Annotated in this window: 25 protein-coding genes; 21 read left to right on the top strand and 4 right to left on the bottom strand. The window is 70.9% G+C overall.

The window, feature by feature from the left end:
• Positions 1-107: 107 nt before the first annotated feature.
• The 7 genes from nadC to EDD34_RS01755 all read left to right on the top strand — a co-directional run bounded on the left by nadC (position 108) and on the right by EDD34_RS01755 (position 6728).
• Entirely contained in the window at positions 108-1025 is a 918-nt protein-coding gene (gene nadC / locus EDD34_RS01725; protein ID WP_123816257.1) for a carboxylating nicotinate-nucleotide diphosphorylase, read from the top strand.
• A 71-nt stretch (positions 1026-1096) separates the two neighbouring features.
• Positions 1097-2617, top strand: a complete 1521-nt coding sequence (lysS, locus tag EDD34_RS01730; RefSeq protein ID WP_123813038.1) for a lysine--tRNA ligase — start codon at positions 1097-1099, stop codon at positions 2615-2617.
• 26 nt (positions 2618-2643) lie between these two features.
• Positions 2644-2856: a hypothetical protein gene (locus tag EDD34_RS01735; protein WP_123813039.1), complete on the top strand. Its 213-nt coding sequence runs from the start codon at positions 2644-2646 to the stop codon at positions 2854-2856.
• A gap of 187 nt (positions 2857-3043) precedes the next feature.
• A complete protein-coding gene (locus EDD34_RS01740; protein WP_123813040.1) occupies positions 3044-3373 on the top strand; it encodes a histone-like nucleoid-structuring protein Lsr2 in 330 nt (109 codons plus the stop codon).
• 87 nt (positions 3374-3460) lie between these two features.
• Positions 3461-4588, top strand: a complete 1128-nt coding sequence (locus EDD34_RS01745; RefSeq protein WP_123813041.1) for a lactonase family protein — start codon at positions 3461-3463, stop codon at positions 4586-4588.
• Complete coding sequence (locus EDD34_RS01750; protein ID WP_123813042.1) at positions 4588-5994, top strand: glycosyltransferase; 1407 nt, start codon at positions 4588-4590, stop codon at positions 5992-5994. The genes EDD34_RS01745 and EDD34_RS01750 overlap by 1 nt, the downstream gene beginning before the upstream one ends.
• Complete coding sequence (locus EDD34_RS01755) at positions 5991-6728, top strand: phosphoglyceromutase (RefSeq protein ID WP_123813043.1); 738 nt, start codon at positions 5991-5993, stop codon at positions 6726-6728. The genes EDD34_RS01750 and EDD34_RS01755 overlap by 4 nt, the downstream gene beginning before the upstream one ends.
• A gap of 84 nt (positions 6729-6812) precedes the next feature.
• Here EDD34_RS01755 and phoU read toward each other — a convergent pair whose 3' ends face one another.
• Positions 6813-7472, bottom strand: a complete 660-nt coding sequence (phoU, locus tag EDD34_RS01760; RefSeq protein ID WP_123813044.1) for a phosphate signaling complex protein PhoU — start codon at positions 7470-7472, stop codon at positions 6813-6815.
• A gap of 211 nt (positions 7473-7683) precedes the next feature.
• On the opposite strand from phoU, the gene EDD34_RS01765 reads away from it, so the two are divergent.
• The 7 genes from EDD34_RS01765 (at position 7684) to pstB (ending at position 15062) form a co-directional block, all read left to right on the top strand.
• Positions 7684-8913 carry a sensor histidine kinase gene (locus tag EDD34_RS01765; protein ID WP_123813045.1) on the top strand — a complete coding sequence of 410 codons (1230 nt, stop codon included), beginning with the start codon at positions 7684-7686 and terminating at the stop codon, positions 8911-8913.
• A complete protein-coding gene (locus EDD34_RS01770) occupies positions 8910-9608 on the top strand; it encodes a response regulator transcription factor (protein WP_123813046.1) in 699 nt (232 codons plus the stop codon). Before EDD34_RS01765 ends, EDD34_RS01770 begins: the two co-directional genes overlap by 4 nt.
• Before the next feature lie 108 nt (positions 9609-9716).
• Positions 9717-10811, top strand: coding sequence for a phosphate ABC transporter substrate-binding protein PstS (gene pstS, locus EDD34_RS01775; protein ID WP_123813047.1), 1095 nt, complete (start codon positions 9717-9719; stop codon positions 10809-10811).
• Between the two features lie 221 nt (positions 10812-11032).
• Positions 11033-12145 (top strand): phosphate ABC transporter substrate-binding protein PstS, encoded by a 1113-nt coding sequence (gene pstS, locus EDD34_RS01780; RefSeq protein WP_246012139.1) that lies wholly within the window; start codon positions 11033-11035, stop codon positions 12143-12145.
• Between the two features lie 129 nt (positions 12146-12274).
• A complete protein-coding gene (gene pstC / locus EDD34_RS01785; protein WP_123813048.1) occupies positions 12275-13285 on the top strand; it encodes a phosphate ABC transporter permease subunit PstC in 1011 nt (336 codons plus the stop codon).
• On the top strand, positions 13285-14235 hold the full coding sequence (gene pstA / locus EDD34_RS01790; protein WP_123813049.1) for a phosphate ABC transporter permease PstA: 951 nt from the start codon (positions 13285-13287) through the stop codon (positions 14233-14235). The genes pstC and pstA overlap by 1 nt, the downstream gene beginning before the upstream one ends.
• Positions 14236-14282: 47 nt before the next feature.
• Positions 14283-15062, top strand: a complete 780-nt coding sequence (gene pstB / locus EDD34_RS01795) for a phosphate ABC transporter ATP-binding protein PstB (protein WP_123813050.1) — start codon at positions 14283-14285, stop codon at positions 15060-15062.
• A gap of 215 nt (positions 15063-15277) precedes the next feature.
• On the opposite strand, the gene EDD34_RS01800 is transcribed toward pstB, so the two are convergent.
• Together EDD34_RS01800 and EDD34_RS01805 are read right to left on the bottom strand one after the other, a co-directional pair.
• The gene (locus tag EDD34_RS01800; protein ID WP_123813051.1) at positions 15278-15814 is read right to left on the bottom strand and encodes a septum formation family protein; all 537 of its coding nucleotides are present in this window, start codon (positions 15812-15814) and stop codon (positions 15278-15280) included.
• 155 nt (positions 15815-15969) lie between these two features.
• Positions 15970-16539, bottom strand: coding sequence for a hypothetical protein (locus EDD34_RS01805; RefSeq protein WP_211341467.1), 570 nt, complete (start codon positions 16537-16539; stop codon positions 15970-15972).
• Positions 16540-16928: 389 nt separating this feature from the next.
• Here EDD34_RS01805 and EDD34_RS01810 point away from each other — a divergent pair, with 389 nt between their 5' ends.
• From EDD34_RS01810 to EDD34_RS01840, 7 genes are all read left to right on the top strand, one after another.
• Entirely contained in the window at positions 16929-17411 is a 483-nt protein-coding gene (locus EDD34_RS01810; protein ID WP_123813052.1) for a CarD family transcriptional regulator, read from the top strand.
• 31 nt (positions 17412-17442) lie between these two features.
• A complete protein-coding gene (gene ispD, locus EDD34_RS01815) occupies positions 17443-18150 on the top strand; it encodes a 2-C-methyl-D-erythritol 4-phosphate cytidylyltransferase (protein ID WP_123813053.1) in 708 nt (235 codons plus the stop codon).
• A 15-nt stretch (positions 18151-18165) separates the two neighbouring features.
• Positions 18166-18723, top strand: coding sequence for a 2-C-methyl-D-erythritol 2,4-cyclodiphosphate synthase (gene ispF / locus EDD34_RS01820; RefSeq protein WP_123813054.1), 558 nt, complete (start codon positions 18166-18168; stop codon positions 18721-18723).
• Positions 18720-19346 (top strand): TetR/AcrR family transcriptional regulator, encoded by a 627-nt coding sequence (locus tag EDD34_RS01825; RefSeq protein WP_123813055.1) that lies wholly within the window; start codon positions 18720-18722, stop codon positions 19344-19346. Before ispF ends, EDD34_RS01825 begins: the two co-directional genes overlap by 4 nt.
• A gap of 144 nt (positions 19347-19490) precedes the next feature.
• Entirely contained in the window at positions 19491-20810 is a 1320-nt protein-coding gene (locus tag EDD34_RS01830; protein ID WP_123816259.1) for a D-arabinono-1,4-lactone oxidase, read from the top strand.
• A 29-nt stretch (positions 20811-20839) separates the two neighbouring features.
• Positions 20840-22165, top strand: a complete 1326-nt coding sequence (locus EDD34_RS01835) for a type III PLP-dependent enzyme domain-containing protein (RefSeq protein WP_342774775.1) — start codon at positions 20840-20842, stop codon at positions 22163-22165.
• 32 nt (positions 22166-22197) lie between these two features.
• The gene (locus tag EDD34_RS01840; RefSeq protein ID WP_211341468.1) at positions 22198-23478 is read left to right on the top strand and encodes a low temperature requirement protein A; all 1281 of its coding nucleotides are present in this window, start codon (positions 22198-22200) and stop codon (positions 23476-23478) included.
• 48 nt (positions 23479-23526) lie between these two features.
• On the opposite strand, the gene rlmB is transcribed toward EDD34_RS01840, so the two are convergent.
• A complete protein-coding gene (gene rlmB / locus EDD34_RS01845; protein WP_123813057.1) occupies positions 23527-24513 on the bottom strand; it encodes a 23S rRNA (guanosine(2251)-2'-O)-methyltransferase RlmB in 987 nt (328 codons plus the stop codon).
• Positions 24514-24563: the final 50 nt, after the last annotated feature.

The raw sequence follows: 24563 nt of genomic DNA on the forward strand, positions 1-24563 counted from the left end.
CAGTAGGGTCCCGCAGACCTTTTGGCGCCGTCCAAATGGATCCGAAGCCCTGTTGAACCTCAATCAGTAGTGCTGCCGTGGGCAGGAGTTAGGTTTTGGGGGTGAGGATTTCCGATGTCGTTCCGTCCGTCGTCGAACCCGGGCTCGACCCCGAGTGGATCTCGCGCACCGTCGCCGTCGCGCTCGACGAGGATCTCGGCCCGGCTCCCGGGCGGGACGTGACCACGCAGGCGACGATCCCGCGCTCGGCCATCGGTACCGCGGACCTCGTGGCGCGCGAGGACGGCACGGTCGCAGGGCTCGTCGTCGTCCCCGAGACGCTGCTCCAGGTCGCCGAACGCGTCGGCCTCCCCGTCCCGGAGGTGACGTTCTCCGCCCGCGACGGGGACGGCGCCGGACGCGGCCGGGTCCTCGCGACCGTGACGGGCCCCGCGCAGGTGCTCCTGATCGCCGAGCGCACCCTCCTGAACCTCGCCTCCCGGGCCTCGGGCGTCGCGACCGCCACCCGCGCCTTCGCCCGTGCCCTGGAGGGGACGGGCGCCCGCGTGCTCGACACCCGCAAGACCACGCCGGGACTGCGCGCCCTGCAGAAGTACGCCGTCCGGGCCGGCGGCGGCACCAACAAGCGCATGGGCCTGTACGACGTCGCGATGATCAAGGACAACCACGTCGTCGCCGCGGGCTCCGTCACGGGCGCGGTGGAGGCCGTCCGGGCGGCCTTCCCGGACGTGGACGTCCAGGTCGAGGCCGACACCACCGAGCAAGCCATCGAGGCGCTCGCCGCCGGGGCCGACTTCCTGCTGCTGGACAACATGCCGACGCCGGTCCTCGCCGAGACGGTGCGGGAGGTGCGCGCCCGCGAGGGGCGGGACGGCGTCCCGGCGCACGTCGAGCTCGAGGCCACGGGAAATCTCACGCTCGACCGAGCCCGCGAGGTCGCGGAGACGGGCGTCGACTACCTGAGCGTGGGCGCCCTGACCCACAGCGCCCCGATCCTGGACCTGGCCCTGGACCTGCGGGCCTGAGAAGCCCGCGGCGCAGCGTCGTCCACGCCGACCCGTCGAGGGCCACGGCGGCGCGCCGATAGAATCTCTGCGTGACTTCCGAGACCACCGCGAGCAATCCCGCGCCCGAGACCGACGACCTGCCCGAGCAGCTTCGGGTCCGGCGTGAGAAGCGCGAGCGGATCCTGGCCCGCGGTGAGGAGGCCTACCCGGTCAACCTTCCGCTGACCCACTCGATCACCGGGATCCGCGGCGCCTACGGCCACCTCGAGGCAGGCCAGGAGACCGACGACGTCGCGGGCGTCGCCGGCCGCGTCGTGTTCATCCGGATCGGCGGCAAGCTCTGCTTCGTGACGATCCAGGACGGTGAGGGCAACCGCCTCCAGGGCATGCTGAGCCTCGCCGCGGTGGGAGAGGAGGCGCTGGCGGCGTTCAAGTCCGACGTCGATCTGGGCGACCATCTCTTCCTGCGTGGCCGGGTCATCTCCTCCAAGCGCGGCGAGCTGAGCGTCTTCGCCGACGAGTGGCGCATGGCGGCCAAGGCGCTGCGCCCGCTCCCGGTTCTGCACAAGGACCTGTCGGAGGAGGCACGTGTCCGCCAGCGGTACGTGGACCTCATCGCGCGCCCCGCGGCACGCGACATGGTGCGGCTGCGCGCCGGCGTGATGCGCTCGCTGCGGGACAATTTCCACGGCCGCGGCTTTCTCGAGGTGGAGACGCCGATGCTGCAGACCGTCGCGTCCGGCGCCTCGGCCCGGCCGTTCTCGACGCACATGAACGCCTACGACATGGAGCTGTTCCTGCGGATCGCGCCGGAACTCTTCCTCAAGAAGGCCGTCGTCGGCGGTGTGGAGAAGGTCTTCGAGATCAACCGGAACTTCCGCAACGAGGGTGCTGACTCGTCGCACTCCCCGGAGTTCGCGATGATCGAGGCCTACGAGGCGTACGGCGATTACGACACCATCGGCGCGCTCACTCAGGACCTCGTCCAGACCGCGGCGAACGACGTGCTCGGAAACACGGTCGTCACACTTCCGGACGGCAAGGAATACGACCTGGGCGGCGAGTGGGCACAGATCACGATGTATGGCTCGCTGTCGGCGGCGATCGGTGAGGAGATCACGCCGGAGACCGGAGTTGAACACCTGACCAAGCTCGCCGACAAGGCAGAGATCTCTCTCGACCCCAAGAAGACGAATCACGGCAAGCTCGTCGAGGCCCTGTGGGAGCACCACGTCGGTGACGCCTTGTATGCGCCCACGTTCGTGCGCGACTTCCCGGTGGAGACCTCCCCGCTCACCCGCGAACACCGGAATGCTCCGGGTCAGGTCGAGAAGTGGGACCTGTATGTGCGCGGATTCGAGCTCGGCACGGGGTACTCCGAGCTCGTCGACCCGGTGATCCAGCGGCAGCGTTTCGAGCAGCAGGCGCGGATGGCCGCGGTCGGCGACGAGGACGCGATGCCGATCGACGAGGACTTCCTCACCGCGATGGAGGTCGCCATGCCGCCGTCGGGCGGAATGGGCATGGGCGTCGACCGCCTGCTGATGGCACTCACCGGCCTCGGTATTCGCGAGACCATCATGTTCCCGCTCGTCAAGCCGCAGGCCTGAGCCGAAACGATTGTGAGGATCCTGTGGTGGACACATTCGGTGCGGTGATCGCGGGCCTCGTGCCCTCGATCGGTGTAGGCGTTCTGTTCTGGTTCGCGATGCGAAAGATCATGCGCGCCGATCGCGACGAGCGTCTCGCCATGGAGCGTATGAGGCAGCCCGGCGCCGCGGCGGGGGATTCTACGGTGACGTCCCTGGAATCCGCCTCCGACGGCGTGGTGTCCAGCGACAATCCCTGAGACGGGTTACCGGGACCGGAGGATTTCCGGCCGGATTCCGCGATCGCCTCCCGGAGGCCCCGTGGCGGTGAAGCTTCTGTGTGTGCGAAATCCTGGGACGGGCACCTTTGTTTGACGGGTGATACACCAGTGCGGCATGCTTTCGACAACACCCAGATGCATTTTTGAATGAAAGGGCGTGCGAACAATGGTCCAGAGGGTTCAGCTGGTGCTCGAGGACGACGTCGATGGCGGCGTGGCCGATGAGACGGTGAGTTTCGGTCTCGACGGAACCAACTACGAGATCGATCTGAGCAAGGAGCACGCGACGGAGCTTCGTGAAGCGTTCGCCCCTTGGGTGGGCGCCGCGCGTAAGGCGAAGTCGGCGACCACGGCCTCGCGTTCGTCCCGGCGTTCGCGCAGCGCCAACAACACCGCGGCGATCCGCGAGTGGGCTCGTGCGCAGGGTCACACCGTCAGCGACCGCGGTCGTATCGCCGCCGAGATCGTCGCGGCCTACGAGAAGGCCAACGGCTGAGAGGTCGTACGTGAGCGGGTGTCGCGCGGCGCGGCGCCGTCCGGCACCGTTGCGATCCGTTCGTGGGACGAGCCCTAGGCTGGTGCCATGAATTCGGAGCAAGACCCAGGCACCTGCTCACTGTGGATCGGCACCTACCCCCGGCCCGGTGCCGATCCCGGCAGTGGTGAGGGCGTGTTCGGCGTCGAGGTCGACGCCGGCACCGGTGCCCTGAGCGCTGCCCGGCGCGTGATCGCACTTCCCGCGCCCTCCTTCCTCGCGGCCCACCCCTCCGGACGCACGCTGTACGCGGTGGGGGAGTCGGCGACCGGCTCGCTCGCCGTGCTCGGGGCGGGCGACGACGGTTCGCTCGCCGTGCGGCGTACCGTCTCCTCGGGCGGCTCGGACCCGTGCCATGTCGCCGCCGCCGACGGCCGCGTGTGGGTGACCAACTACGCCGACGGCGTCGCCGCGACCTGGTCCACCGACAGCGACGGGCTGCTCGCCCCGGGCCCCGAGTTCTTCGGGCACCACGGCTCCGGCCCGGTGCTGGACCGCCAGGCGGGGCCCCACGCCCACTCCGCGCACGTCGTACGGGGCGACGGCGACACCGCCCTTGTCGTGGACCTCGGGTCCGACGAACTGCGCGTCCACCGGGCAGCCCCGGACGGCGGCAAGGGTTCCGAGCTCGCCGCGACGTTCCCCCCGGGGACGGGCCCCCGGCACCTCGTGGAGCTGCCCGACGGCTCGCTCCTCGTGGCCGGCGAGCTCGACTGCCGCCTGCACCTGCTCGTCCCCGACGTCGGCTCGCAAGGGCTTCCCCGGTACCGGCACGCGGACAGCTTCCCGATCACCGACGCGACCTGGGGCGCCGACGGTACCCCCGGCTTCCCGTCGCACGTGACCCTCTCCGCGGACGGGCGACACGTCCACGTGGGCGTGCGTGGACCCGACGTGCTCGCGGTGCTCCGCCTCGAGCACGTCGCCGATGGCTGGAGGGCCCGGCACGTCGCCGACGTGGAGCTCGGCGCGGGCGCCTGGCCCCGCCACCACGCCGTCGTCGGCCCCGGCACGCCCGGCGGCGCCTCGGTACCGCCCGGCCACGAACTGGTCGTGGTCGCGGCCCAGAACACCAGCGAGCTGATCTCGGTGCTCGTGGACGGCGCGTCCGGTGCGGGGGAGGTCGTGGCGCGGCTCCCGTTGCCGGTCCCGCCCGCGTGTGTCCTGGTGCGCTGATGCGCGTCGCGATGATCACCGTGCACACGTCGCCGCTCGAACAGCCCGGCATGGGTGACGCCGGCGGCATGAACGTGTACGTGCTGGAGCTGTCGCGGGCCCTCGCCCGCCGCGGCGCCGAGGTCGAGATCTACACGCGCGCGACGTCGTCGGCCCAGCCCAAGGTGGTCGACGCCGAACCCGGCATCAAGGTGGTCCACATCTCCGCCGGGCCTTACGAGGGCCTGGACAAGAACGACCTGCCCGGGCAGCTCTGCGCCTTCGCCGCGGGAGTGCTCCGCGCCGAGGCGCACCGCCCCGTCGACTGGTACGACGTGGTCCACACCCACTACTGGCTGTCCGGCCAGGTGGGCTGGCTCGCGACCGAGCGGTGGGACCTCCCGCTGGTGCACTCCATGCACACCATGGCGCGCGTCAAGAACGCGGCGCTCGCGCCCGGGGACTCCCCGGAGCCGATGGGCCGCATCGTGGGTGAGGAGCAGGTGGTCGCCGAGGCGGACGCGCTCGTGGCCAACACGGAGCAGGAGGCCGAGGACCTCGTGTCCGGGTACGGCGCGGCCCGGCCCCGCGTGCACGTGGTCCCTCCCGGCGTGGACACGCGCCTCTTCGCGCCCCTCCAGGCGGCGCTCGGCGGAGGTTCCGGGCCGCGGACCGTGGCGTGCCCCGTGGAGGACGACGAGGGCCGCGCGGCGGTCGCCGAGGCGCGGCGTGCGTTGCGCGAGCGCCTCGGCCTGCCCGCGGGCCGGCAGATCGTGCTGTTCGCCGGGCGCATCCAGATCCTCAAGGGGCCCGACGTGCTGGTCCGTGCGCTGGGCGCGTGGCCGGCGACGGCGGTCGCCGGTGCGGACCCGGCGCGCCCGGCCGAGGCGCGCGGGCCCGGGAGGTCGGGGAGCGCCGTGCCGGCGGGTGTCGCCGCCCGGCCGCTGCTCGTCGTGCTCGGCGGCGCGAGCGGCAAGGCCACGGCCGTTCGCGAGCTCGAGGCGCTGGCGTGGCAGGAGGGCGTGTCCGACGACGTGCTGGTGCGCCCGCCGGTGCCGCAGGCCGAGCTCGTCGACTGGTTCCGCGCGGCGGACCTGGTCGCCGTCCCGTCGCACAACGAGTCCTTCGGGCTCGTGGCCGCGGAGGCGCTGGCCTCGGGCGCGCCGGTGGTCGCGGCCGCGGTGGGCGGCCTGCGCACGGTGGTGGCCGACGGCGAGTCCGGCGTGCTCGTGCACGGTCACGAGCCCCGGGACTGGGCACGGGCGCTGCACGACCTGCTCGCCGACGACCGCCGTCGTACCCGGATGGCGCGGGCGGCCGCCGCGTCGGCGGCACGGTTCAGCTGGGACCACGCGGCCGACGAGATCCTCGCCGTCTACGAGACGGCACGCAAGCACCACGCGGAGTCGGGCAGGATGGGGCCATGACCTACAAGCTCGTCCTGCTCCGCCACGGCGAGAGCGAGTGGAACGCCAAGAACCTGTTCACCGGCTGGGTGGACGTTCCCCTGTCCGAGAAGGGCACCGAGGAGGCCAAGCGCGGCGGCACCCTGCTGACCGAGGCGGGTGTGACGCCCGACGTGGTGCACACCTCCCTGCTGCGTCGCGCGATCACGACCGCGAACCTCGCGCTGGACGCCGCGGATCGGCACTGGATCCCGGTGAAGCGCAGCTGGCGCCTCAACGAGCGGCACTACGGCGCGCTGCAGGGCAAGAACAAGAAGGAGACCCTCGCGGAGTTCGGCGAGGAGCAGTTCATGACATGGCGCCGGTCGTACGACGTGCCGCCGCCGGAGATCGAGCTCGGCTCCGAGTACAGCCAGGACGCCGATCCGCGTTACGAGGGCGCACCCGTGGTGCGTACCGAGGCGCTCAAGAACGTGCTCGACCGCGCGCTGCCGTACTGGGAGTCCGAGATCGTGCCCGACCTGAAGGCTGGGCGGACGGTGCTCGTTGCCGCGCACGGCAACTCGCTGCGCGCGCTGGTCAAGCACCTCGACGGAGTCTCCGACGAGGCGATCGCCGGCCTCAACATCCCCACGGGCATCCCGCTGGTGTACGACCTCGACGAGTCGCTGAACCCGGTCACGCCGGGCGGCCTCTACCTCGACCCGGAGGCGGCCAAGGACGCGATCGCGGCGGTCGCGAACCAGGGGCGCTGACCCGACACGAACGGCCGGGGCGCGGACGACGACGTCGTCCGCGCCCCGGCCGTTTCCGCGCCGACTGGCTCCGCAGCCGCCTGGCTACGGCTGCTGGTGGTCTTCCGGGAAGTCGCCCGTGACCAGGAAGGAGACGCGCTTGGCGATCGACACCCCGTGATCGCCGAAGCGCTCGTAGTAGCGGCCCACCAGCGTGATGTCGACCGCCTCCTGGACCGTTCCGTCCCACTCGTCGCCGAGCAGCGCGCCGAAGGTCTCCTGGTGCAGCTCGTCGAGCAGGTCGTCGTCGCGCTCGATGGCCTGCGCCATCTCGAGGTCACGCGACTCCAGGAGGCGCGTCGTCCGCTCGGCCACGTGCACCGCGGCCTCGTCCATCTTCGCGAAGATGTCGGCGGCCGCCGGGACGATCGCCTTCGCGGGGTACCGGCCCCGCGCCACCTGCGCCACGTGGCGGGCCAGGTCGCCCATGCGCTCCAGCGAGGCGCTCATCCGCAGCGCGCTGACGATGACGCGCAGGTCGGTCGCGACCGGAGCCTGCTGGGCGAGCAGGTGGACGCAGCGCTCGTCGAGGGACGCCTCGAGCTGGTCGATGGTCTTGTCGGAGGCGATCACCTCCTGCGCGAGCTGCAGGTCCGCCTCCCTCAGCGCCTTGCCGGCCTTCGTGATCGCCGACTCGACGAGTCGGCTCATCTCTGCGAGGTCGTCGCCGACCTGTCGCAGCTCGGCCTCGAAGATCTGTCGCATCGCTTTCCTTCCACAGGAGTGCGCCGTGCACAGCGGGCTGGCCGCGTGGGCGCGACGCCGGCCGGCTCCTCCGGCGCGACGCCAAGCTTCGCACTCGAACGTAAACCCTCAGGTTAACGGCTTCCCGTCGAAGGATGAACTCCTGGTGACGTCAAGCGGGCGAGTGGGCTCGTTGGCGGGTATCCGCGACGCCACTGCCTACCCTGGGTGGGTGGACGGATTCATCCAGGGGGTCTCGGTGCTCGGCGCGGGCATCGTCGGCGTGGTCGTCGGCGTCGTCGCCACGCTCGCGTTCCGTTTCTCCGAAAGGCGTCAGCGCTCGGGCCCGGAGGCCCCGGCCGCCGAGCTCGACCACGGCCTCGTCCGTGTGCTCTCCGTCCTCCGCTCGGCCGCCGTGGTGGTGGACGACGACGACGAGGTGATCCGCGCGTCGCCCCCCGCCTACGCGCTCAACGTGGTGCGCAACGACGCCATCGCGCACGCCGCGATCCGCGAGATGGTGGCCCAGGTGCGGCGGGACGGCATGATCCGCGAGCGGGAGCTCGAGCTGCCGCGGGGCCCGGTGGGGAGCGGAACGGTGCTGCTCCAGGTGCGGGTGGCGCCGCTGGGCGACCGGATGCTCGTGCTCGCCGAGGACCGTACCGAGGCCGCCCGCGTCGAGGCGATCCGCCGGGACTTCGTGGTCAACGTCTCGCACGAGCTCAAGACGCCGGTCGGGGCGCTCGCCCTGCTGGCCGAGACGGTGGCTGACGCCGCCGACGATCCGGTCGCCGTGCGGCGCTTCACCGAGCGCATGCACCGGGAGGCGCGGCGGCTGTCCGAGCTCGTGCAGGAGATCATCGAGCTGTCGCGGCTCCAGTCCCAGGGTGCCGTGCAGAAGGACATCCCGGTGTCGGTGCGGGCGGTGGTCGACGAGGCCGTGGACCGGGCCAGGACGGCCGCGCACGCCAAGAACATCGCCATCATGTCGGGCGGCGCGCTGGACAGCGTGGTGTACGGCGATCACAACCTGCTGGTCACCGCCGTGCGGAACCTGCTCGACAACGCCGTCGCCTACTCCGGGCCCGCCACGCGTGTGGGGGTGGGCGTGACGGAGCGCCGCGGGCTGGTCGAGATCGCCGTGGTGGACCAGGGAGTCGGGATCGACGAGAGCAAGCAGGACCGCGTGTTCGAGCGGTTCTACCGCGTGGACCCGGCCCGCTCCCGCGACACGGGCGGCACCGGGCTTGGACTGAGCATCGTCAAGCACGTCGCGGCCGACCACGGCGGCGACGTGACGATGTGGTCGGAGCCCGGCCGCGGGTCGACGTTCACCCTGCGGATCCCGTCCGCGGGCAGGGGCGCCGACCGATTGATGACCGAGCCGGGGGCGAGGCCCCCGGCCGGTGATGTGAGAGCCGGGACGGACCCGGTGGCGACGAACGAGGAGGTAGGCGCGTGACGCGCATCCTGGTGGTCGAGGACGAGGAGTCGTACCGCGACCCGTTGACCTACCAGCTCGCCCGGGAGGGGTTCGAGGTGGTGGAGGCAGCGGACGGCAACGCCGCGCTGGCGGCCTACGACGCCGACGGGGCCGACCTGGTGCTGCTCGACCTCATGCTCCCCGGCCTGTCCGGCACGGAGGTGTGCCGGGAACTGCGTGCTCGCGGCGACGTGCCGGTCATCATGCTCACGGCGAAGGACTCCGAGATCGACAAGGTGGTCGGTCTGGAACTCGGCGCCGACGACTACGTGACCAAGCCCTACTCGTTCCGGGAGCTGCTCGCGCGGATGCGCGCGGTGCTGCGCCGCCGCCAGCCGGTGGAGCAGACGGCGGATGACGGCGTGGGTGTCCTGCGGGCCGGCCCGGTCACGATGGACGTCGAGCGGCACACGGTGACCGTGAACGGCGAGACGATCTCCCTCCCGCTCAAGGAGTTCGACCTGCTCGAGCTGCTGCTGCGCAACGCGGGGCGCGTGCTGACGCGGGGGCAGCTCATCGACCGCGTCTGGGGCGCCGACTACGTGGGTGACACGAAGACGCTGGACGTCCACGTGAAACGCATCCGCTCGAAGATCGAGCCGGATCCGGGGACACCGCGCTTCCTGCTCACGGTGCGCGGACTGGGGTACAAGCTCGCGGACGCCGAGGAGTAGCCCCGGGCGAGCGGGACGGTGGTCCTCGCTCGCTCCTCCGGCCGTGTTCACCTCCTGTTCGTTCCGACCTGTCCTGTTTGTCACCTGACGTACCTAACGTCATGAGGCATGACCCTCCCTAGAAGCCGTGCTGTCGCGTTCTTTGCCGCGGGCCTCCTCGTCCTCCCGCTCGCCGGATGCGGGCAGGCGATCGGTGCCACCTATGTGCCGCCGGAGGAACCCGCTGTCGCGGGATCGTTCGCGGGCTCGGGCTCGTCGGCGATGTCCAAGGCCATGGAAGTCTGGACCGAGGCGTACATGGCGGACAACCCCGACGTCGAGGTCACCTACGACTCGATCGGGTCCGGCGGAGGGCGAGAGGAGTTTCTCGCGGGGAAGGTGGCGTTCGGTGGATCGGACGCGGCGCTGTCGGAGGAGGAACTCGAGGCATCCGCGGAGGTGTGCGCCGGCGGCAACGGCATCGACCTGCCCGTGTACGTGAGCCCGATCTCGGTGGCCTTCAACCTCGAGGGCATCGACCGGCTCAACCTCCGGCCGGGCGTGATCGCGAGGATCTTCACCGGCGAGATCACGCGGTGGAACGATGGCGCGATCACCGCCGACAATCCTGACCTCAGCCTGCCGGACCTGGCGATCACGCCCGTGCACCGCGAGGACGACTCCGGGACCACGCACAACTTCACGGACTACTTGTTCAAGGTGGTGCCAGGGGAGTGGCCGCACGAGGCCGACGGCGTCTGGCCGCTGGACGGCGGTGTGGCGGCACCGCAGAACGAGGGCGTCACGGAGTTCGTCCGCCAGAACGTGGGTGCGGTGACGTATGCGGACGCGTCCCGCACCGGTGACCTCGGTAACGCGGCGCTCCTCGTCGGCAACGAGTTCGTGGCGTTCACCCCGGAGGCGGCTGCCGCCGCCATCGACGTGTCGCCTCTCATCGAAGGGCGCACCAAGCACGACCTCGCGTACGACATCGACCGGAAAACCACGGAGTCCTTCGCCTATCCGATGGTGCTCGTGGCCTACGTGATGGTGTGCTCCCGGTACACGGACGAGTCCACCGGGCGGTTCGTGAAGTCGTTCCTCACGTACATCGCGTCGCCCGAGGGACAGCAGCGCGCCGCCGACGAGGCGGGCAGCGCGCCGGTCTCCGACTTCGTGCAGCGCAGCGTCGAGGAAGCGGCGGAGTCGATCTACCTCGGCTAGGTGGGCGCAGACCGGGTCAGGGTGGGATGAATTGTGTAGTCGCCCATCATCCGACTGCGGAACCGGCGCGGCAAGGCGAGTGGCCGACCTCACGCAAGTTCGCCGCCACTGTTCATTTTCCGTTCACTTGATCCTGGGCGTCAGGTCATTCCGCCTCCCTAGCGTCGCGCTTGACGCCGGCGCTCGCCGTGCGCAACGAACTGAACAGGATGGATCGACACGTGAAGATCAGCCGATTCCCCCGCGTGGGTTCCGCTGTCATGGCCGGTGCGCTCGCCCTGAGCCTCGCTGCCTGCGGCTCCGACCCGGGCGCTGACAATGACGAGACCAGCGGCACCGACGAGACGGCGGACAGCATGGGCCTGTCCGGCGACATCAGCGGTGGCGGGGCGTCCTCGCAGGAGAACGCGATGAACGCCTGGCGGGCGGGCTTCCAGGAGGCCAACCCGGATGTGACCGTCAACTACGACCCGGTCGGCTCCGGCGGCGGTCGCGAGAGCTTTGGTTCGGGCGCGTACCTGTTCGCGGGCTCCGACGCCGCGCTGGACGAGGACGAGATCGCCACCGCCGAGGAGGTCTGCGGTGAGGGTGGGGTCATCCAGTACCCCGGCTTCATCGCTCCGGTGACCGTCGCCTACAACCTCGACGGTGTTGACACGCTGAACCTCGCTCCGGAGACGATCGCTGAGATCTTCAAGGGCGACATCACGAACTGGAACGACGACGCGATCGCGGCCGACAACGAGGACGCCGAGCTGCCCGACATGGACATCACCGTCGTCCACCGCTCGGACGACTCGGGGACCACCGAGAACTTCGTGGAGTACCTGGCCGCCGTCGCGCCCGACGTGTGGGACTTCGAGGTCTCGGGCGTCTGGCCGGTCGAGGGCCAGGAGTCGGCGCAGGGCAACTCCGGCGTCGCCAACGCCGCCCAGTCCGGCGAGGGCACCATCGCGTACGTCGAGGCGTCGCAGATCGGCACGCTGAACACGGCGGCCGTCGGCGTGGGTGGCGAGTTCGTCGAGTACAGCACGGAGGCCGCGGCCGCCGTCGTCGAGCAGTCGCCGCGCGTCGAGGGCACGGGTGAGCACATCTTCGCCTTCGAGCTCGAGCGCGACCTCGCGGGCACCTACCCGATCGTGCTCGTCTCCTACGAGCTCGCCTGCCTCACCTACGAGGACGAGAACACCGCCGAGCTGGTGAAGGGCTTCCAGAACTACATCCTGAGCGAGGAGGGCCAGCAGTCCGCCGCCGACAGCGCCGGCTCCGCCCCGATCTCGGAGTCGCTGCGCAGCGAGATCCAGCCGTCGATCGACGCGATCTCGGCCGGCTGACCCTGGCAGACTGAGCACGACACCGGCGCCGGTGGCCGGCCCGGGCCGCCGTCGGGCGGCCCCGGCAGGCCACCGGCGCAGTCGTGAATACTTGACCTCACGCAAGAGCGCACCCCCTCAGGAGCGAGAGTGACGACCACCGATAGTCCGCCCGTCGACGAGGCGTCCCCGCCGCCCCGTCCCCGCGCGACGCGGCGCCGCAGTACCGGCGACACGGAACGCGGATTCAGCCGTGTGTTCCGCTGGATCGCGATCGGCGCGGGCGCGACGATCCTCGCGATGCTGGCGGCGGTCGCGTTGTTCCTGCTCTTCCGTGCCTGGCCGGCACTGACCGCCGGCCAGGCGGAGCTTGCCGAGGCCGTGCCGCGATACCCGGATGACACCTCGTTCTTCCAATACGTGGGGCCGCTCGTCTTCGGCACACTGCTCGCCGCGGTGATCGCACTGGCGCTCGCGACACCGGTGGCCATGGGCATCGCGCTGTTCATCTCGCACTACGCGCCCCGGCGTCTGGCGCAGCTTCTCGGGTACCTCGTCGACCTGCTGGCCGCGATCCCGTCGGTCATCTACGGCCTCTGGGGCTTCCTCGTCCTCGCACCGGTGCTCAAGCCGCTCTGGGACTGGCTCAACGCGTATCTCGGCTGGATCCCGCTGTTCGCCGGGGAGGTGTCGACCACGTCGAAGTCGATCGCGACCGTCGGAGTGGTGCTGGCGGTGATGATCCTGCCGATCATCACGGCGGTCTCGCGCGAGGTCTTCCTGCAGACCCCGAAACTCCATGAGGAAGCGGCACTGGCGCTGGGAGCGACTCGCTGGGAGATGGTCCGCACGGCGGTCCTCCCCTTCGGCCGCTCCGGCGTGGTGTCGGCGGCGATGCTCGGCCTCGGCCGGGCCCTCGGTGAGACCATGGCGGTGCTGATGATCCTCTCGCCCGGCTTCACCTACTCGTCCCACATCCTCGAGGCGGCGAAGCACCAGACGATCGCGGCGTACATCGCGCTCGACTTCCCCGAGGCCTCGGGCCTCGCGGTGAACGCCCTGATCGCCACCGGCCTCGCGCTGTTCGTGATCACCCTGGCCGTCAACGTGTTCGCGCGATGGATCATCGCGCGGCGCAAGGAATTCTCGGGAGCGAACTGATGAGCACCGCCACTCCTGTCGCGGACGCCACCGAGCGGACCCGCGAGCTCGTGACTTCATCCGAGCCGCGCCGTAAGGCCGTCGACCGGCTCATGACCGGCGTCATCTGGGTGTGTTTTCTCCTGGCCATGGCCCCGCTCGTGTCGCTGCTGTGGACGGTCGTCAGCAGCGGCGCCGGCCGGATGAGCATCGACTTCCTCTCGCTGTCGATGCGCGGAATCTTCGGCGGCAACCCCGACGGCGGCATCTATCACGCCATCGTGGGAACACTGATCATCACCGGCTGGGCGATCTTGATCTCGGTACCGATCGGGTTGATGACCGCTATCTATCTGGTCGAGTACGGGCGTGGGCCACTTGCCCGGGCCGTGACGTTCTTCGTGGACGTGATGACCGGTATCCCGTCGATCGTGGCGGGCCTGTTCGTCGTGGCGCTGTTCACGCTGATCTTCGGGCCGGCCGCGCGCTTCGGGTTCATGGGAGCCGTGGCGCTCTCAGTCCTGATGATCCCGGTCGTGGTGCGATCCTGCGAGGAGATGCTCAAGCTCGTCCCGAACGAGCTCCGCGAGGCGTCGTACGCGCTGGGCGTGCCCAAGTGGCTCACCATCGTCCGCATCGTCCTGCGGACATCGGTCGCCGGTCTGACGACGGGTGTCCTGCTCGCCGTGGCGCGCGTCATCGGTGAGACGGCACCGCTTCTCGTCGCCGTGGGTGTGAGCGACTCGATCAACTTCAACGCCTTCGACGGGCGCATGATGACGCTACCCGTGTTCGCCTACCGGCAGTACTACGCGGGCTACGCCACGTGCCAGCCGGACGACATCGACTGCATCGTCGACATCGGGTTCCAGAACGCCTGGGGCGCCGCCCTGACGCTCATCGTGATCGTCATGCTCCTCAACATCGCGGGTCGCCTCGTCAACCGGTGGTTCGCCCCGAAGCTGCGCTGACGCGCAGGACCTCACCTCGCCCAGCGCACACACGAAGGATCTACTCCATGTCCCAGCGCATCGACGTCAAGGACGTCAACATCTACTACAGCGACTTCCTCGCGGTCGAGGGCGTCTCGATGACCATCGAGCCGCGCTCCGTGACGGCTTTCATCGGGCCGTCCGGCTGCGGCAAGTCGACCTTCATCCGCACGCTCAACCGCATGCACGAGGTCATTCCCGGCGCGTACGTGGAGGGCAGCGTCGAGCTCGAGGGCGTCGACCTGTACGGTCCCGACGTCGACCCGGTGGCGGTGCGCCGTAACATCGGCATGGTGTTCCAGCGGCCGAACCCGTTCCCCACGATGTCGATCCGCGACAACGTCCTGGCCGGTGTCAAGCTGAACAACCGCAAGATCTCCAAGTCCGACGCCGACGACCTGGTGGAGTCGTCCCTCCGGGGCGCGAACCTCTGGAACGAGGTCAAGGACCGCCTCGAGAAGCCCGGCTCGGGCCTGTCGGGCGGTCAGCAGCAGCGCCTCTGCATCGCGCGCACCATCGCGGTCAAGCCGCAGGTGGTCCTCATGGACGAGCCGTGCTCGGCCCTGGACCCGATCTCCACCCTGGCGATCGAGGACCTGATCCAGGAGCTGAAGAAGGACTACACGATCGTCATCGTCACGCACAACATGCAGCAGGCCGCCCGCGTGAGCGACAGGACGGCCTTCTTCAACATCGCGGGCACCGGCAAGCCGGGCAATCTCATCGAGATGGACGACACGGCGACGATCTTCAGCTCCCCCTCGGAGCAGTCCACCGAGGACTACGTCTCGGGCCGCTTCGGCTGATCGCCAAAGACCGACGAGCCAAAGCCAAACGAAATGGCCCCGGCTCGCCGAACCGCCCGGCCCGTCGAACCGCCCGGCCCGTCGAACCGCACGGTGAATCGTGCCAAACGCATTTTGGCACGATTCACCGTGCGGTTCGGCGAACGTGGCTGTGACGGTTGTGCGGTTCGGCGGTGCTTTCGGGCGGCGGGTGTGACCGGTGGGGCGGCCGCCTGTTACCTGCCGACGCCTTCCAGGGTGTCCGTCACCGGCTTCTCCGACTCCAGGACGCACTGGACGGTGCGGTCCTCCTGCTGCCAGCTCGCCTCGGTCGGGTAGAACGACCAGAAGTAGAGCTCGGACTCCGAGTACGGCACCCCGACGAACGCCTCGAACTCGCCCTCGCAGAACGTGTCTGCCTCCGCGGTGACGTCCTTCTCGCCGGGATACTCGCCGTTGGCGAGGTCCTTCTCGGCGTAGATCTCCCCGGTGTGCTCCTCGTCGCAGGGCATGACGGGCAGGTCCGTGAACGTGGCCTGGTTCTCGAGCTCGGCGATGTCGAGACAGTCCCCGATCTCCACCGACATCGCGTCGGCGTCGGACGCCTCGGTGATCTCCCCGTTCTCGTCGCGGGGGGCCTCGTCGGAGGTCCCCTCCAGGAAGCTGTCGATCGCGGAGCATCCCGAGAGCATGCCGATGGCAAGAGCGGCGCCGACGACGGCGGCGACACCGCGTGCACGGTGAGCGGTTGGGGAGGTGGTGCGCAGGAGCAAGACTTCGAGCCCTTCGTTTCGGGGGTCGTCCCCCGGGAGAGGGGAGGGAGGACCTGGACGGGATCGCCCGACAGGACCCTATCGACCGGAGATGTCGAGAGCGAGCACCATCGAGGTGCTTGCCCGGCGCGGGCCAGGGCGTCCGGAGGGCCGGCTCACTCCTCCGGCGACGCGGACGTCTCGGGTGAGGCGGAGGCCTCCGGGGACGCGGACCCCGACGGCTCCGGACTGGGCACGTAGTCCGCGTACTCCGCGAGCTCGCCGTTGAGGACGGGCAGGCTGAACGCCTGGGACTCGCCGCCGGCCTCGAGGGTCGTCGGGATGCTGGACCCCGGCGCGGCCGAGACGGTGTCGATCAGGACGGGCTCGCCGGCCTCGCCGCCGATGTAGACGGTGTCGCCCGCGCCGACCTCGAAGGTGACCGGCGTGGCGCCCTCCGGCGAGAGGGTGAACGTCGCGCCTTCCCGCGTGTCGTTGGTGAGCGCGCCGAGCAGGTTCCCGGCCGCGCCCTCCTCCTCGGCCACGACCATGAGGTTGAGCCCTCGCAGGTCCGTGTACTCGCCGACATCCTGAGCACCCACGGACACCATGACGCCGTCGGACGGCGAGTAGTTGAGCGCTGTGGTGGTGGGGGCGCATGCCGACAGGAGGGCGGCACCCGCCGCGGTGACGGCCGCGACCGCGACGGTGCGGGCGCGTCGGTGGGCGGTGGTGCGACGGGACACGGTCTACTCCCTGGAGGTCAATGCGGTGATCGGGCAACATCCTAGTGGCCCGTCGCCGTCGCGGCACCGTACGGGGGCGCCGCGACGGCGAGTTCGTCAGTGGCGTGTGTCACCGGCCGTACGGGACGACCACACCCGCCCGCGGGGTCACTCGGGGAGAGAAATGGGCCGCCGCAATTCTGTGTAAATCAAAAAGTGGGTCAAGAGTGTGTGATCAGATCGATACGAACGATCTCGCCCGGCGCTGTGAACGGGAGCGGCAAGGCTAAGAATTCGCCCTCTGACCTGCCTCGACGTCAACGGGAGAGCGGCTTCGCAGCGTAGTCAGGTCAAGAAAATCGAGGACCGCAACGTGGTAACCTTGTCTCCTGGAAAGGGGACATCTGCAGATGACGTTCACAGTAGGCGAGACGGTTGTCTACCCGCACCACGGCGCGGCGCTGATCGAGGAGGTCAAGACCCGCAAGATCCGGGGCGAGGAAAAGATGTACCTCAAGCTGAAGGTCGCCCAGGGTGACCTGACCATCGAGGTCCCGGCGGAGAACGTCGACCTCGTCGGGGTGCGCGATGTCGTCGGCCAGGAGGGCCTCGAGCGAGTCTTCGAGGTGCTTCGTGCGCCGTACACGGAAGAGCCCACCAACTGGTCGCGCCGGTACAAGGCGAACCTCGAGAAGCTGGCGTCCGGTGACGTGATCAAGGTCGCCGAGGTCGTGCGGGACCTTTCCCGTCGCGACGCCGACCGCGGCCTCTCGGCCGGTGAGAAGCGAATGCTGGCCAAGGCCCGCCAGATCCTGATCTCGGAACTCGCGCTCGCGGAGAAGACCGAGGAGGAGAAGGCCGAGGCCATCCTCGACGAGGTCCTCGCCAGCTGACCACACGCGACCCCGCCCGCGGGGTCCTGACATGACCACGCTCGCGATCCTCACCGCCGCCGGATCCGGCGCACGTCTCGGGCGTGACTTGCCCAAGGCACTCGTCGGCCTCGGCGGAATTCCACTCGTCCTGCACGCGGCGCGTCGGCTCGCCGGGTCCGGCGTCGTCGACGCACTCGTCGTCACCGCGCCCGGCGGCATGCGGGACGTCATCACCCATCTCCTCACGGCCGACGCTTCCGTGACGATCCCCGTCACGGTGGTCGACGGCGGCCCGACGCGCCAGGCGTCCGTCGCCGCCGGCCTCGCCGCGGCAGGCACGAGCCACGAAGTCGTGCTCGTGCATGACGCCGCCCGCCCCCTCGTTCCCGCCGACCTGATCCGGCGGGTCGTCGGCGCCGTCCGGGCGGGCCACGACGCCGTCGTGCCCGGACTGCCCGTCACCGATACCGTCAAGCAGGTGGCGCCCGGCGAGGACGCCGAGCTCGTGGTCGGAACCCCGGACCGCGCGCGCCTGCGAGCCGTGCAGACACCCCAGGGCTTCACGCGCGAGCTGCTGGAACGCGCGCACAAGGCCGGCCAGGACCGGTCCGGTTCGGAGGCCGTCGCGGCGACGGACGACGCCGGGCTCGTCGAGGCGCTCGGTGAGCCGGTACACATCGTGCGGGGCGATCCGGCCGCGGCCAAGATCACGACGGAGCGCGACCTGCGCATCGCAGCCCTTGAGCTGGAGGACTGAGTGGGAGCATCAGGCGTGAACGCCGAGCGCGCGCCGTCGTGGCCCGTGCCGCGGACCGGTATCGGAACGGACGTGCATGCTTTCGCCCCGGAAGGCTCCGGCCGCGAGATGTGGCTCGGCGGCCTGCACTGGCCGGGGGAGCGGGGCCTCGACGGGCACTCCGACGCGGACGTGGCCGCCCACGCCGCCGCCGACGCGATCTTCGCCGCGGCAGGTATCGGTGACCTCGGGACGAACTTCGGTACGGCCGAGCCGGAGTGGTCCGGAGCATCCGGGACGAAACTGCTGGCCGAGGCTGCTAGGCGAGTTCGTGCCGCAGGGTTCACCATAGGGAACGTGTCTGTTCAGGTGATCGGTAATCGTCCGAAGATCGGCCCGCGTCGCGCGGAGGCCGCGGCTGCCCTCGGTGCCGCCGCGGGTGCTCCCGTCAACCTATCCGCGACGACCACCGACGGGCTGGGCCTCACGGGCCGCGGTGAGGGCGTCGCGGCAATCGCCACGGCGCTGGTGTTCACGACGCCGCCCACATCCTCTGCGGCGGATGCGGCGATGCCGGACGGGGAGATCTCATGACCGAAGCGCGTGTGAGCAGGCGCAAGACGCTCGAGGAACGGCGCCAGGAGATCGTCGAAGCCGGGCTGCGGGTCGCTCTCCGCGAGGGTGTGGAAGCGGTCTCGGTGCGCGCGGTGGCGCAGGAGGCCGAGATCTCTCTCGGTACGGTGCACTACTGCTTCGAGGACAAGGCCGAGATGCTGCGTGCGATGGGGCGCGCGATCGCCCTCACGGCCTCGGAGCCCGCGCTCGCCGCGCTCGACCAGGGTCATGACCCGGAGGCGCTGGTCGAGGCGTCCGCGAACTCGATGCTCGACGGCCTCAAGCAGAACCAGCACATGCGGCTCCTGACCTTCGAGTTCGCCCTGGCCGGGGTGCGCTCCCGGGTGCTTCGCGAGGTGGCGCAGGCGCACCTGGACCAGAGTTACCGGCTGACGCGGGAGTACCTGGTCAAACTCGCCGATCGTGCCGCCTCGCGCTTCTCGGTGGACATCGAGTTCCTGGCACGGTTCGTCGCCCAGCAGATCGACGGCATCGAGATCGGGTGGCTCGTGGACCGGGACGACGAGGCGGCGCAGAAGGCCTATTACGAGCTGGCGAGCCTCGTGCTCGGCTACATGGAGCCCGCGTTCGACCGGAAGTGAGCGGCCGGGCCCCCGGCGCGCCGACGAGTGCGTGCCGGGCCGGGGAACCCGCGAGCAGCGTCCTCACCCCTGTTCGTGGCGCCGAAGCCATGGGATAGTGCCCCCGTGTCCGACGTCGCTCACCGTGCCCCCACGTCCCAGCCGTTGATCTGGAGCAACTGGGCCCGCACCGCCACGTGCAGCCCGGCCGGCCGAGCGCGGCCGCGGTCCGAGGCGGAGCTCGCCGAGGTGGTCGCCCGCGCGGCCGCCGACGGCCGTTCCGTCCGGGCGGTCGGCGGCGGCCACTCGTTCACGCCCGCGGCGACGACGTCGGGCATGCTGCTGAGCCTGGACCACGTCAGCGGGCTCGAACGTGTGGAACGCCTTCCCGAGACCGGGAACGCGCTGGTCACCGTCGGCGCCGGGGTGCGGCTGCACCAGCTCAACCGCATGCTCGCCGCGCGCGGGCTGGCGATGCGCAACCTCGGCGACATCGACCGCCAGTCGATCGCGGGCGCGATCTCCACGGGCACGCACGGCACCGGCGCCCGCCTCGGCGGGCTCGCGACGCAGGTTCGCGGCCTGCGCGTGATCGGCGTGGACGGCACGGTGCACGACGTCGGGCCCGGGGACCCGCTCTTCGAGGCGTCGCGGCTCGGCCTGGGCACGACCGGCGTGCTCAGCGCCGTCACCCTGGAGGTGGTCCCCGCCTACGACCTGGTGGCCGAGGAACGGCCCGTCCCCCTGGCCGAGGCGCTGGAGTCGCTCGACGGGCCCGACGGCGTCGTCGCGACGAGCGACCACTTCGAGCTCTACTTCTTCCCCGTCACGGGGCGGGCGCTCACCCTGCGCAACACCCGCGTCGAGCCCGCACCCGCCGGCCGGGTCGCGCGGGCGCGCCGCGCCGCGCGCTCGTTCCTGGACGAGGAGCTGCTCTCGAACGGAGCGTTCGAGATGGTCAACCGCCTCGCCACCGCGTTCGGCGGGCTGACGCCCCGGCTCAACGCGGTCTCGGCCCGCGGGCTGTCGGCGCGGACCTACCAGGCGCCGTCGTACCAGGTGTTCTGCACGCGGCGGCGGGTGCGGTTCCGCGAGATGGAGTACGCGATCCCGCGCGAGCGCGTCCGGGACGTCATCACCGAGGTGGACGACTGGCTGCGCGCGTCCGGGGAGAACGTGCCGTTCCCGATCGAGGTGCGGTTCGCCGCGCCCGACGACGTCTGGCTGTCCACCGCCCACGGGCGCGAGACCGCCTACGTCGCCGTTCACCAGTACTGGCGGCTCCCGTACACGCGGTACTTCGAGGCCGCCGAGCGCATCTTCGTGACCGCGGGCGGACGGCCGCACTGGGGCAAGCTGCACACCCGTGACGCCGGCGATCTCGCCCCGCTCTACCCCCGGTTCGACGACGCCGCGCGGGTACGCCTCGAGCACGACCCGGAGGGCGTGTTCCACAACCGCTACACCCGGAAGGTGCTCGGATGAGGCCGGCGCGCGGCGGAGGGCACGGGCCGGTGAGCGAGCAACCTGCCCGGGGCGGAGGCGACGGCGGGGCCGCGACAGACCGGCCCGCCAGTCCCCTGACGGCACGCCTGAAGGCGGCGACGGCGCACCTGCCCGCCCCCGTGGCCGTCGTCGACCTCGACCGGTTCGACGCCAACGTCCGCGACCTGCTGTCTCGTGCCGGTGGCATGCCCGTGCGGCTGGCCAGCAAGTCGGTGCGCGTCCGGCCCCTGATCGAACGGGCCCTGGACGCCGGGTTCTCCGGCGTCATGGCCTACTCGCCACGGGAGGCACGATGGCTCGCCTCCCAGGGGATCGACGACGTGCTCGTGGGCTACCCGAGTGTCGACCGGGCCGCGCTCGCGGAACTCGCGGCAGACCCCGTCGCCCGGCGCGCGGTGACACTGATGATCGACTCGCCGCTGCACCTGGAGCTGATCGCGGACGCGGTCGCCGCGGTGACCGCCGCCGGGGTCACGGCCGCCGCCGGTGCCGCCGAGCCGACGGGCGAGTCCGGGAGCGGCACGCCGGGTGGCGCCGCCGACCCCGGGGAGCACTTCGCGTCCCTGAGTGTCTGCCTCGACGTCGACGCGAGCCTCCGGCTCGCCTCGGCCCATCTCGGCGTGCGCCGCTCGCCGCTGCGGACGCCCGACGACGTCGGCCGGCTCGCCTCCCGCGTCGCCCGCACCCGCGGTGTCCGGCTGCGCGGCCTGATGTTCTACGAGGCGCAGGTGGCCGGGCTGCCCGATTCCAGCCCGGCGGTCCGCCTCGTGAAGCGGCTCTCGGTGCGGGACCTCGACCGCCGTCGACCCGATCTCGTCGCCGCCGCGCGGGACGCCGTCGGGCACGATCTCGACCTCGTGAACTCCGGGGGAACGGGATCGCTGGAGACCTCCGCCGCCGCGCCCGGCGTCACCGAGGTGACCGCCGGCTCGGGTCTGTACACGCCCGGGCTGTTCGACGGCTACCGGGCGTTCCGGCCGCGGCCCGCCGCGTTCTTCGGACTCGACGTCGTACGGGAGCCCGCACCCGGCTGGGTGACCGCCTTCTCCGGCGGATACATCGCGTCGGGACCGGCGGCCACCTCGAGGCTGCCCAGGGTCGTCACCCCCGGTTGGCAGCTCACCGGATCGGAGGGGGCGGGCGAGGTGCAGACACCGCTGCGCCGCAGGCGTTCCGGCAGGCAGGAGGCGTTGCGTGCCGGGGACCGTGCCTGGTTCCGGCACGCGAAGGCCGGCGAGCTCATGGAACGGTTCGACGAGGTGCACCTGGTCCGTGGCGACGAGGTCGTCGATTCGGTCCCGACGTACCGGGGCGAGGGCAAGAACTTCGGCTGACCGGTCGCCTCGCTTCAGGCAGGATGGGGGCCATGTCTCAGCTACATCACCGAGTGCGGCCCATGCGGGGACGCGATCCCCAGGACCCCCACCGCGCGGCGACGCCGCTCGAGCTGCTGTTCGATCTGGCGTTCGTGATCGGCTTCGGCGTCGCCGGCGAGCAGGCGGCCCACCTCGTCGCGGAAGGCCGCATCGGGCCGGCGGTGATCGGTTTCGCCTTCGCGATGTTCGCGGTGTGCTGGGCATGGATCAACTTCACCTGGTTCGCCTCCGCGTTCGACACCGATGACTGGTTCTACCGCGTGACCACCATGGTGCAGATGACCGGCGTCGTGGTGCTCGCCCTCGGCCTGCCGGAGATGTTCCACAGCCTCGACGAGGGCGGCCGGCTGCACAACGAGGTCATCGTGGCCGGCTACGTCGTCATGCGCCTGGCGATGCTCGTGCAGTGGCTGCGCGCGGCCCGCGACTCGCCCGAGTACCGTCCCACCTGCCTCCGGTACGTCTGGGCGTTGGTGGTGAGCCAGGTCGGCTGGGTGGTCCTCGCCGTCACGCCGACCGGCGCGGGGACGTTCTTCCTCATCGCCGGGTTGCTCATGGTGGTCGAGATGGCCGGGCCGTGGATCGCCGAGCGGACGGTCCGCGCCGGGACCGGGCAGAGCGGCGCGGCCCAGGCCGGCCCGGCCCTGCGTGGCACCCCCTGGCACGCACACCACATCACCGAGCGGTACGGGCTGCTCGTCATCATCACGCTCGGCGAGGGTGTCATCGGCACGGTGGCCTCGCTGAGCGCCGTCGTCGAGCACCAGGGCTGGACCCTTGACGCGGCCCTCGTCGCGTTCGCCGGGATGGCGCTGACCTTCGGCCTGTGGTGGACCTACTGGATGACGCCGGCCGCCGCGATGCTGCAGGCGCACCGTGAACGTTCGTTCGTCTGGGGCTACGGGCACATCGTCGTCTTCGCGGCGCTCGCGGCGGTGGGCGCCGGCCTGCACGTCGCCGCCTACTACCTCGAGGGGGAGTCGCACCTGGGCGCGACCGGGACCGTGCTGGCCGTGGCCGTGCCGGTCGGAGTCTTCATCCTGGCCGACTACCTGATCTTCATGGCCGTGACGAAGAGCGCGCACCGCCTGCATCTTCTGCTCGTGGCAGGTGCCGGGGTGCTGCTGATCGCGGCCGTGGCCGCGGCCGCCACCGGCGTGGGGATGGCGTGGTGCCTGCTCCTGGTGATGCTGGCGCCCGCGGTGAGCGTGGTGGGCTACGAGGCCATCGGGCACCGGCACGTGGCGCGGCTGGTCGACGCCGTCTCGTAGCCGCTCCGGGCGCCCGGAGCCTCGTCGTCGCTCCGGGCGCCCGCCGCGTCAGGCCCTTCGCCGCTGCCTGGCCACCTCGTAGAGGGCGATACCGCCGGCCACGGCCGCGTTGAGGGACTCCGTGGTCGCGGCGATCGGGATGGACGCCACCGCGTCGCAGGCCTCGCGCACCAGCCGGGACAGCCCCTTCCCCTCCGAGCCCACCACCAGGACCAGCGGGTCGGTCGCGAAGGCGACGTCACCCACCTCCATGTCGGCGTCGGCGTCGAGGCCCACCACGAAGCAGCCGGCCTTCTTCAGCGACTCGAGCTCCCGGGTCAGGTTCGTCGCCCGGGCGACCGGGACGCGGGCGGCCGCACCGGCGGAAACCTTCCAGGCGGAGGCCGTCATGCCCGCCGCCCGCCGCTCCGGCACGAGCACGCCGTGCGCCCCGAACGCTCCGGCGGACCGGAGCACGGCACCGAGGTTGCGGGGATCGGTCACGCCGTCGAGCGCCACGACGAGCGGAGCCTGGCCCGCGGCCGCCGCCGCGTCGAGCAGGTCGTCGGCCTCGGCGTAGTCGTACGGCGGGACCTGGATCGCGATGCCCTGGTGCACGGCGTTGTCCGTCAGCCGGTCGAGCTCCAGCTTGGACCCCTCGACGAACTTCAGGGACCGCGCGGCCGCCAGCTTGAGGATCTCCTCGGTGCGGTCGTCGGAGTCCAGGCGCGAGGCGATGTACACGCAGTTCACCGGCATGTCCGCGCGCAGTGCCTCCAGCACGGCGTTGCGCCCCGCCACGATCTCCGTCGCGTCGCCGCGGCGCCGGTTCTTCGCGGCCGGCCCGCGGGCCGGAGCGTGCTGCTCCTGACGGGCGGCCCGCCTCTCGGCCGCGAGCTTGCGCTGGTGCGCGGGATGGTAGACGCGGTCCTCCGCCTTGGGCGTCGGGCCCTTTCCGCGCAGCGCCTTGCGGCTGTGCCCGCCGGTGCCGACCTGCGCACCCTTCTTGCTGCCGGGCTTGCGTGTCGCGCCGCGACGTTCCGAGTTTCCTGCCATGGTGAGTTCCTTCCGGCCGCTAGGCGGCGGTTGCGACGGCCAGTTTCGAG

It is taken from the genome of Myceligenerans xiligouense, from assembly GCF_003814695.1.
Classification (GTDB): Bacteria; Actinomycetota; Actinomycetes; order Actinomycetales; family Cellulomonadaceae; genus Myceligenerans; species Myceligenerans xiligouense.

Bases quoted from the DNA above. Each gene is read 5' to 3' on its own strand.
- EDD34_RS01740 (WP_123813040.1), top strand. From the start codon at position 3,044: ATGGTCCAGAGGGTTCAGCTGGTGCTCGAGGACGACGTCGATGGCGGC.
- EDD34_RS01745 (WP_123813041.1), top strand. From the start codon at position 3,461: ATGAATTCGGAGCAAGACCCAGGCACCTGCTCACTGTGGATCGGCACC.
- EDD34_RS01750 (WP_123813042.1), top strand. From the start codon at position 4,588: ATGCGCGTCGCGATGATCACCGTGCACACGTCGCCGCTCGAACAGCCC.
- EDD34_RS01755 (WP_123813043.1), top strand. From the start codon at position 5,991: ATGACCTACAAGCTCGTCCTGCTCCGCCACGGCGAGAGCGAGTGGAAC.
- phoU (WP_123813044.1), bottom strand. From the start codon at position 7,472: ATGCGACAGATCTTCGAGGCCGAGCTGCGACAGGTCGGCGACGACCTC.
- pstS (WP_123813047.1), top strand. From the start codon at position 9,717: ATGACCCTCCCTAGAAGCCGTGCTGTCGCGTTCTTTGCCGCGGGCCTC.
- pstA (WP_123813049.1), top strand. From the start codon at position 13,285: ATGAGCACCGCCACTCCTGTCGCGGACGCCACCGAGCGGACCCGCGAG.
- pstB (WP_123813050.1), top strand. From the start codon at position 14,283: ATGTCCCAGCGCATCGACGTCAAGGACGTCAACATCTACTACAGCGAC.
- EDD34_RS01810 (WP_123813052.1), top strand. From the start codon at position 16,929: ATGACGTTCACAGTAGGCGAGACGGTTGTCTACCCGCACCACGGCGCG.
- ispD (WP_123813053.1), top strand. From the start codon at position 17,443: ATGACCACGCTCGCGATCCTCACCGCCGCCGGATCCGGCGCACGTCTC.
- EDD34_RS01825 (WP_123813055.1), top strand. From the start codon at position 18,720: ATGACCGAAGCGCGTGTGAGCAGGCGCAAGACGCTCGAGGAACGGCGC.
- EDD34_RS01840 (WP_211341468.1), top strand. From the start codon at position 22,198: ATGTCTCAGCTACATCACCGAGTGCGGCCCATGCGGGGACGCGATCCC.
- rlmB (WP_123813057.1), bottom strand. From the start codon at position 24,513: ATGGCAGGAAACTCGGAACGTCGCGGCGCGACACGCAAGCCCGGCAGC.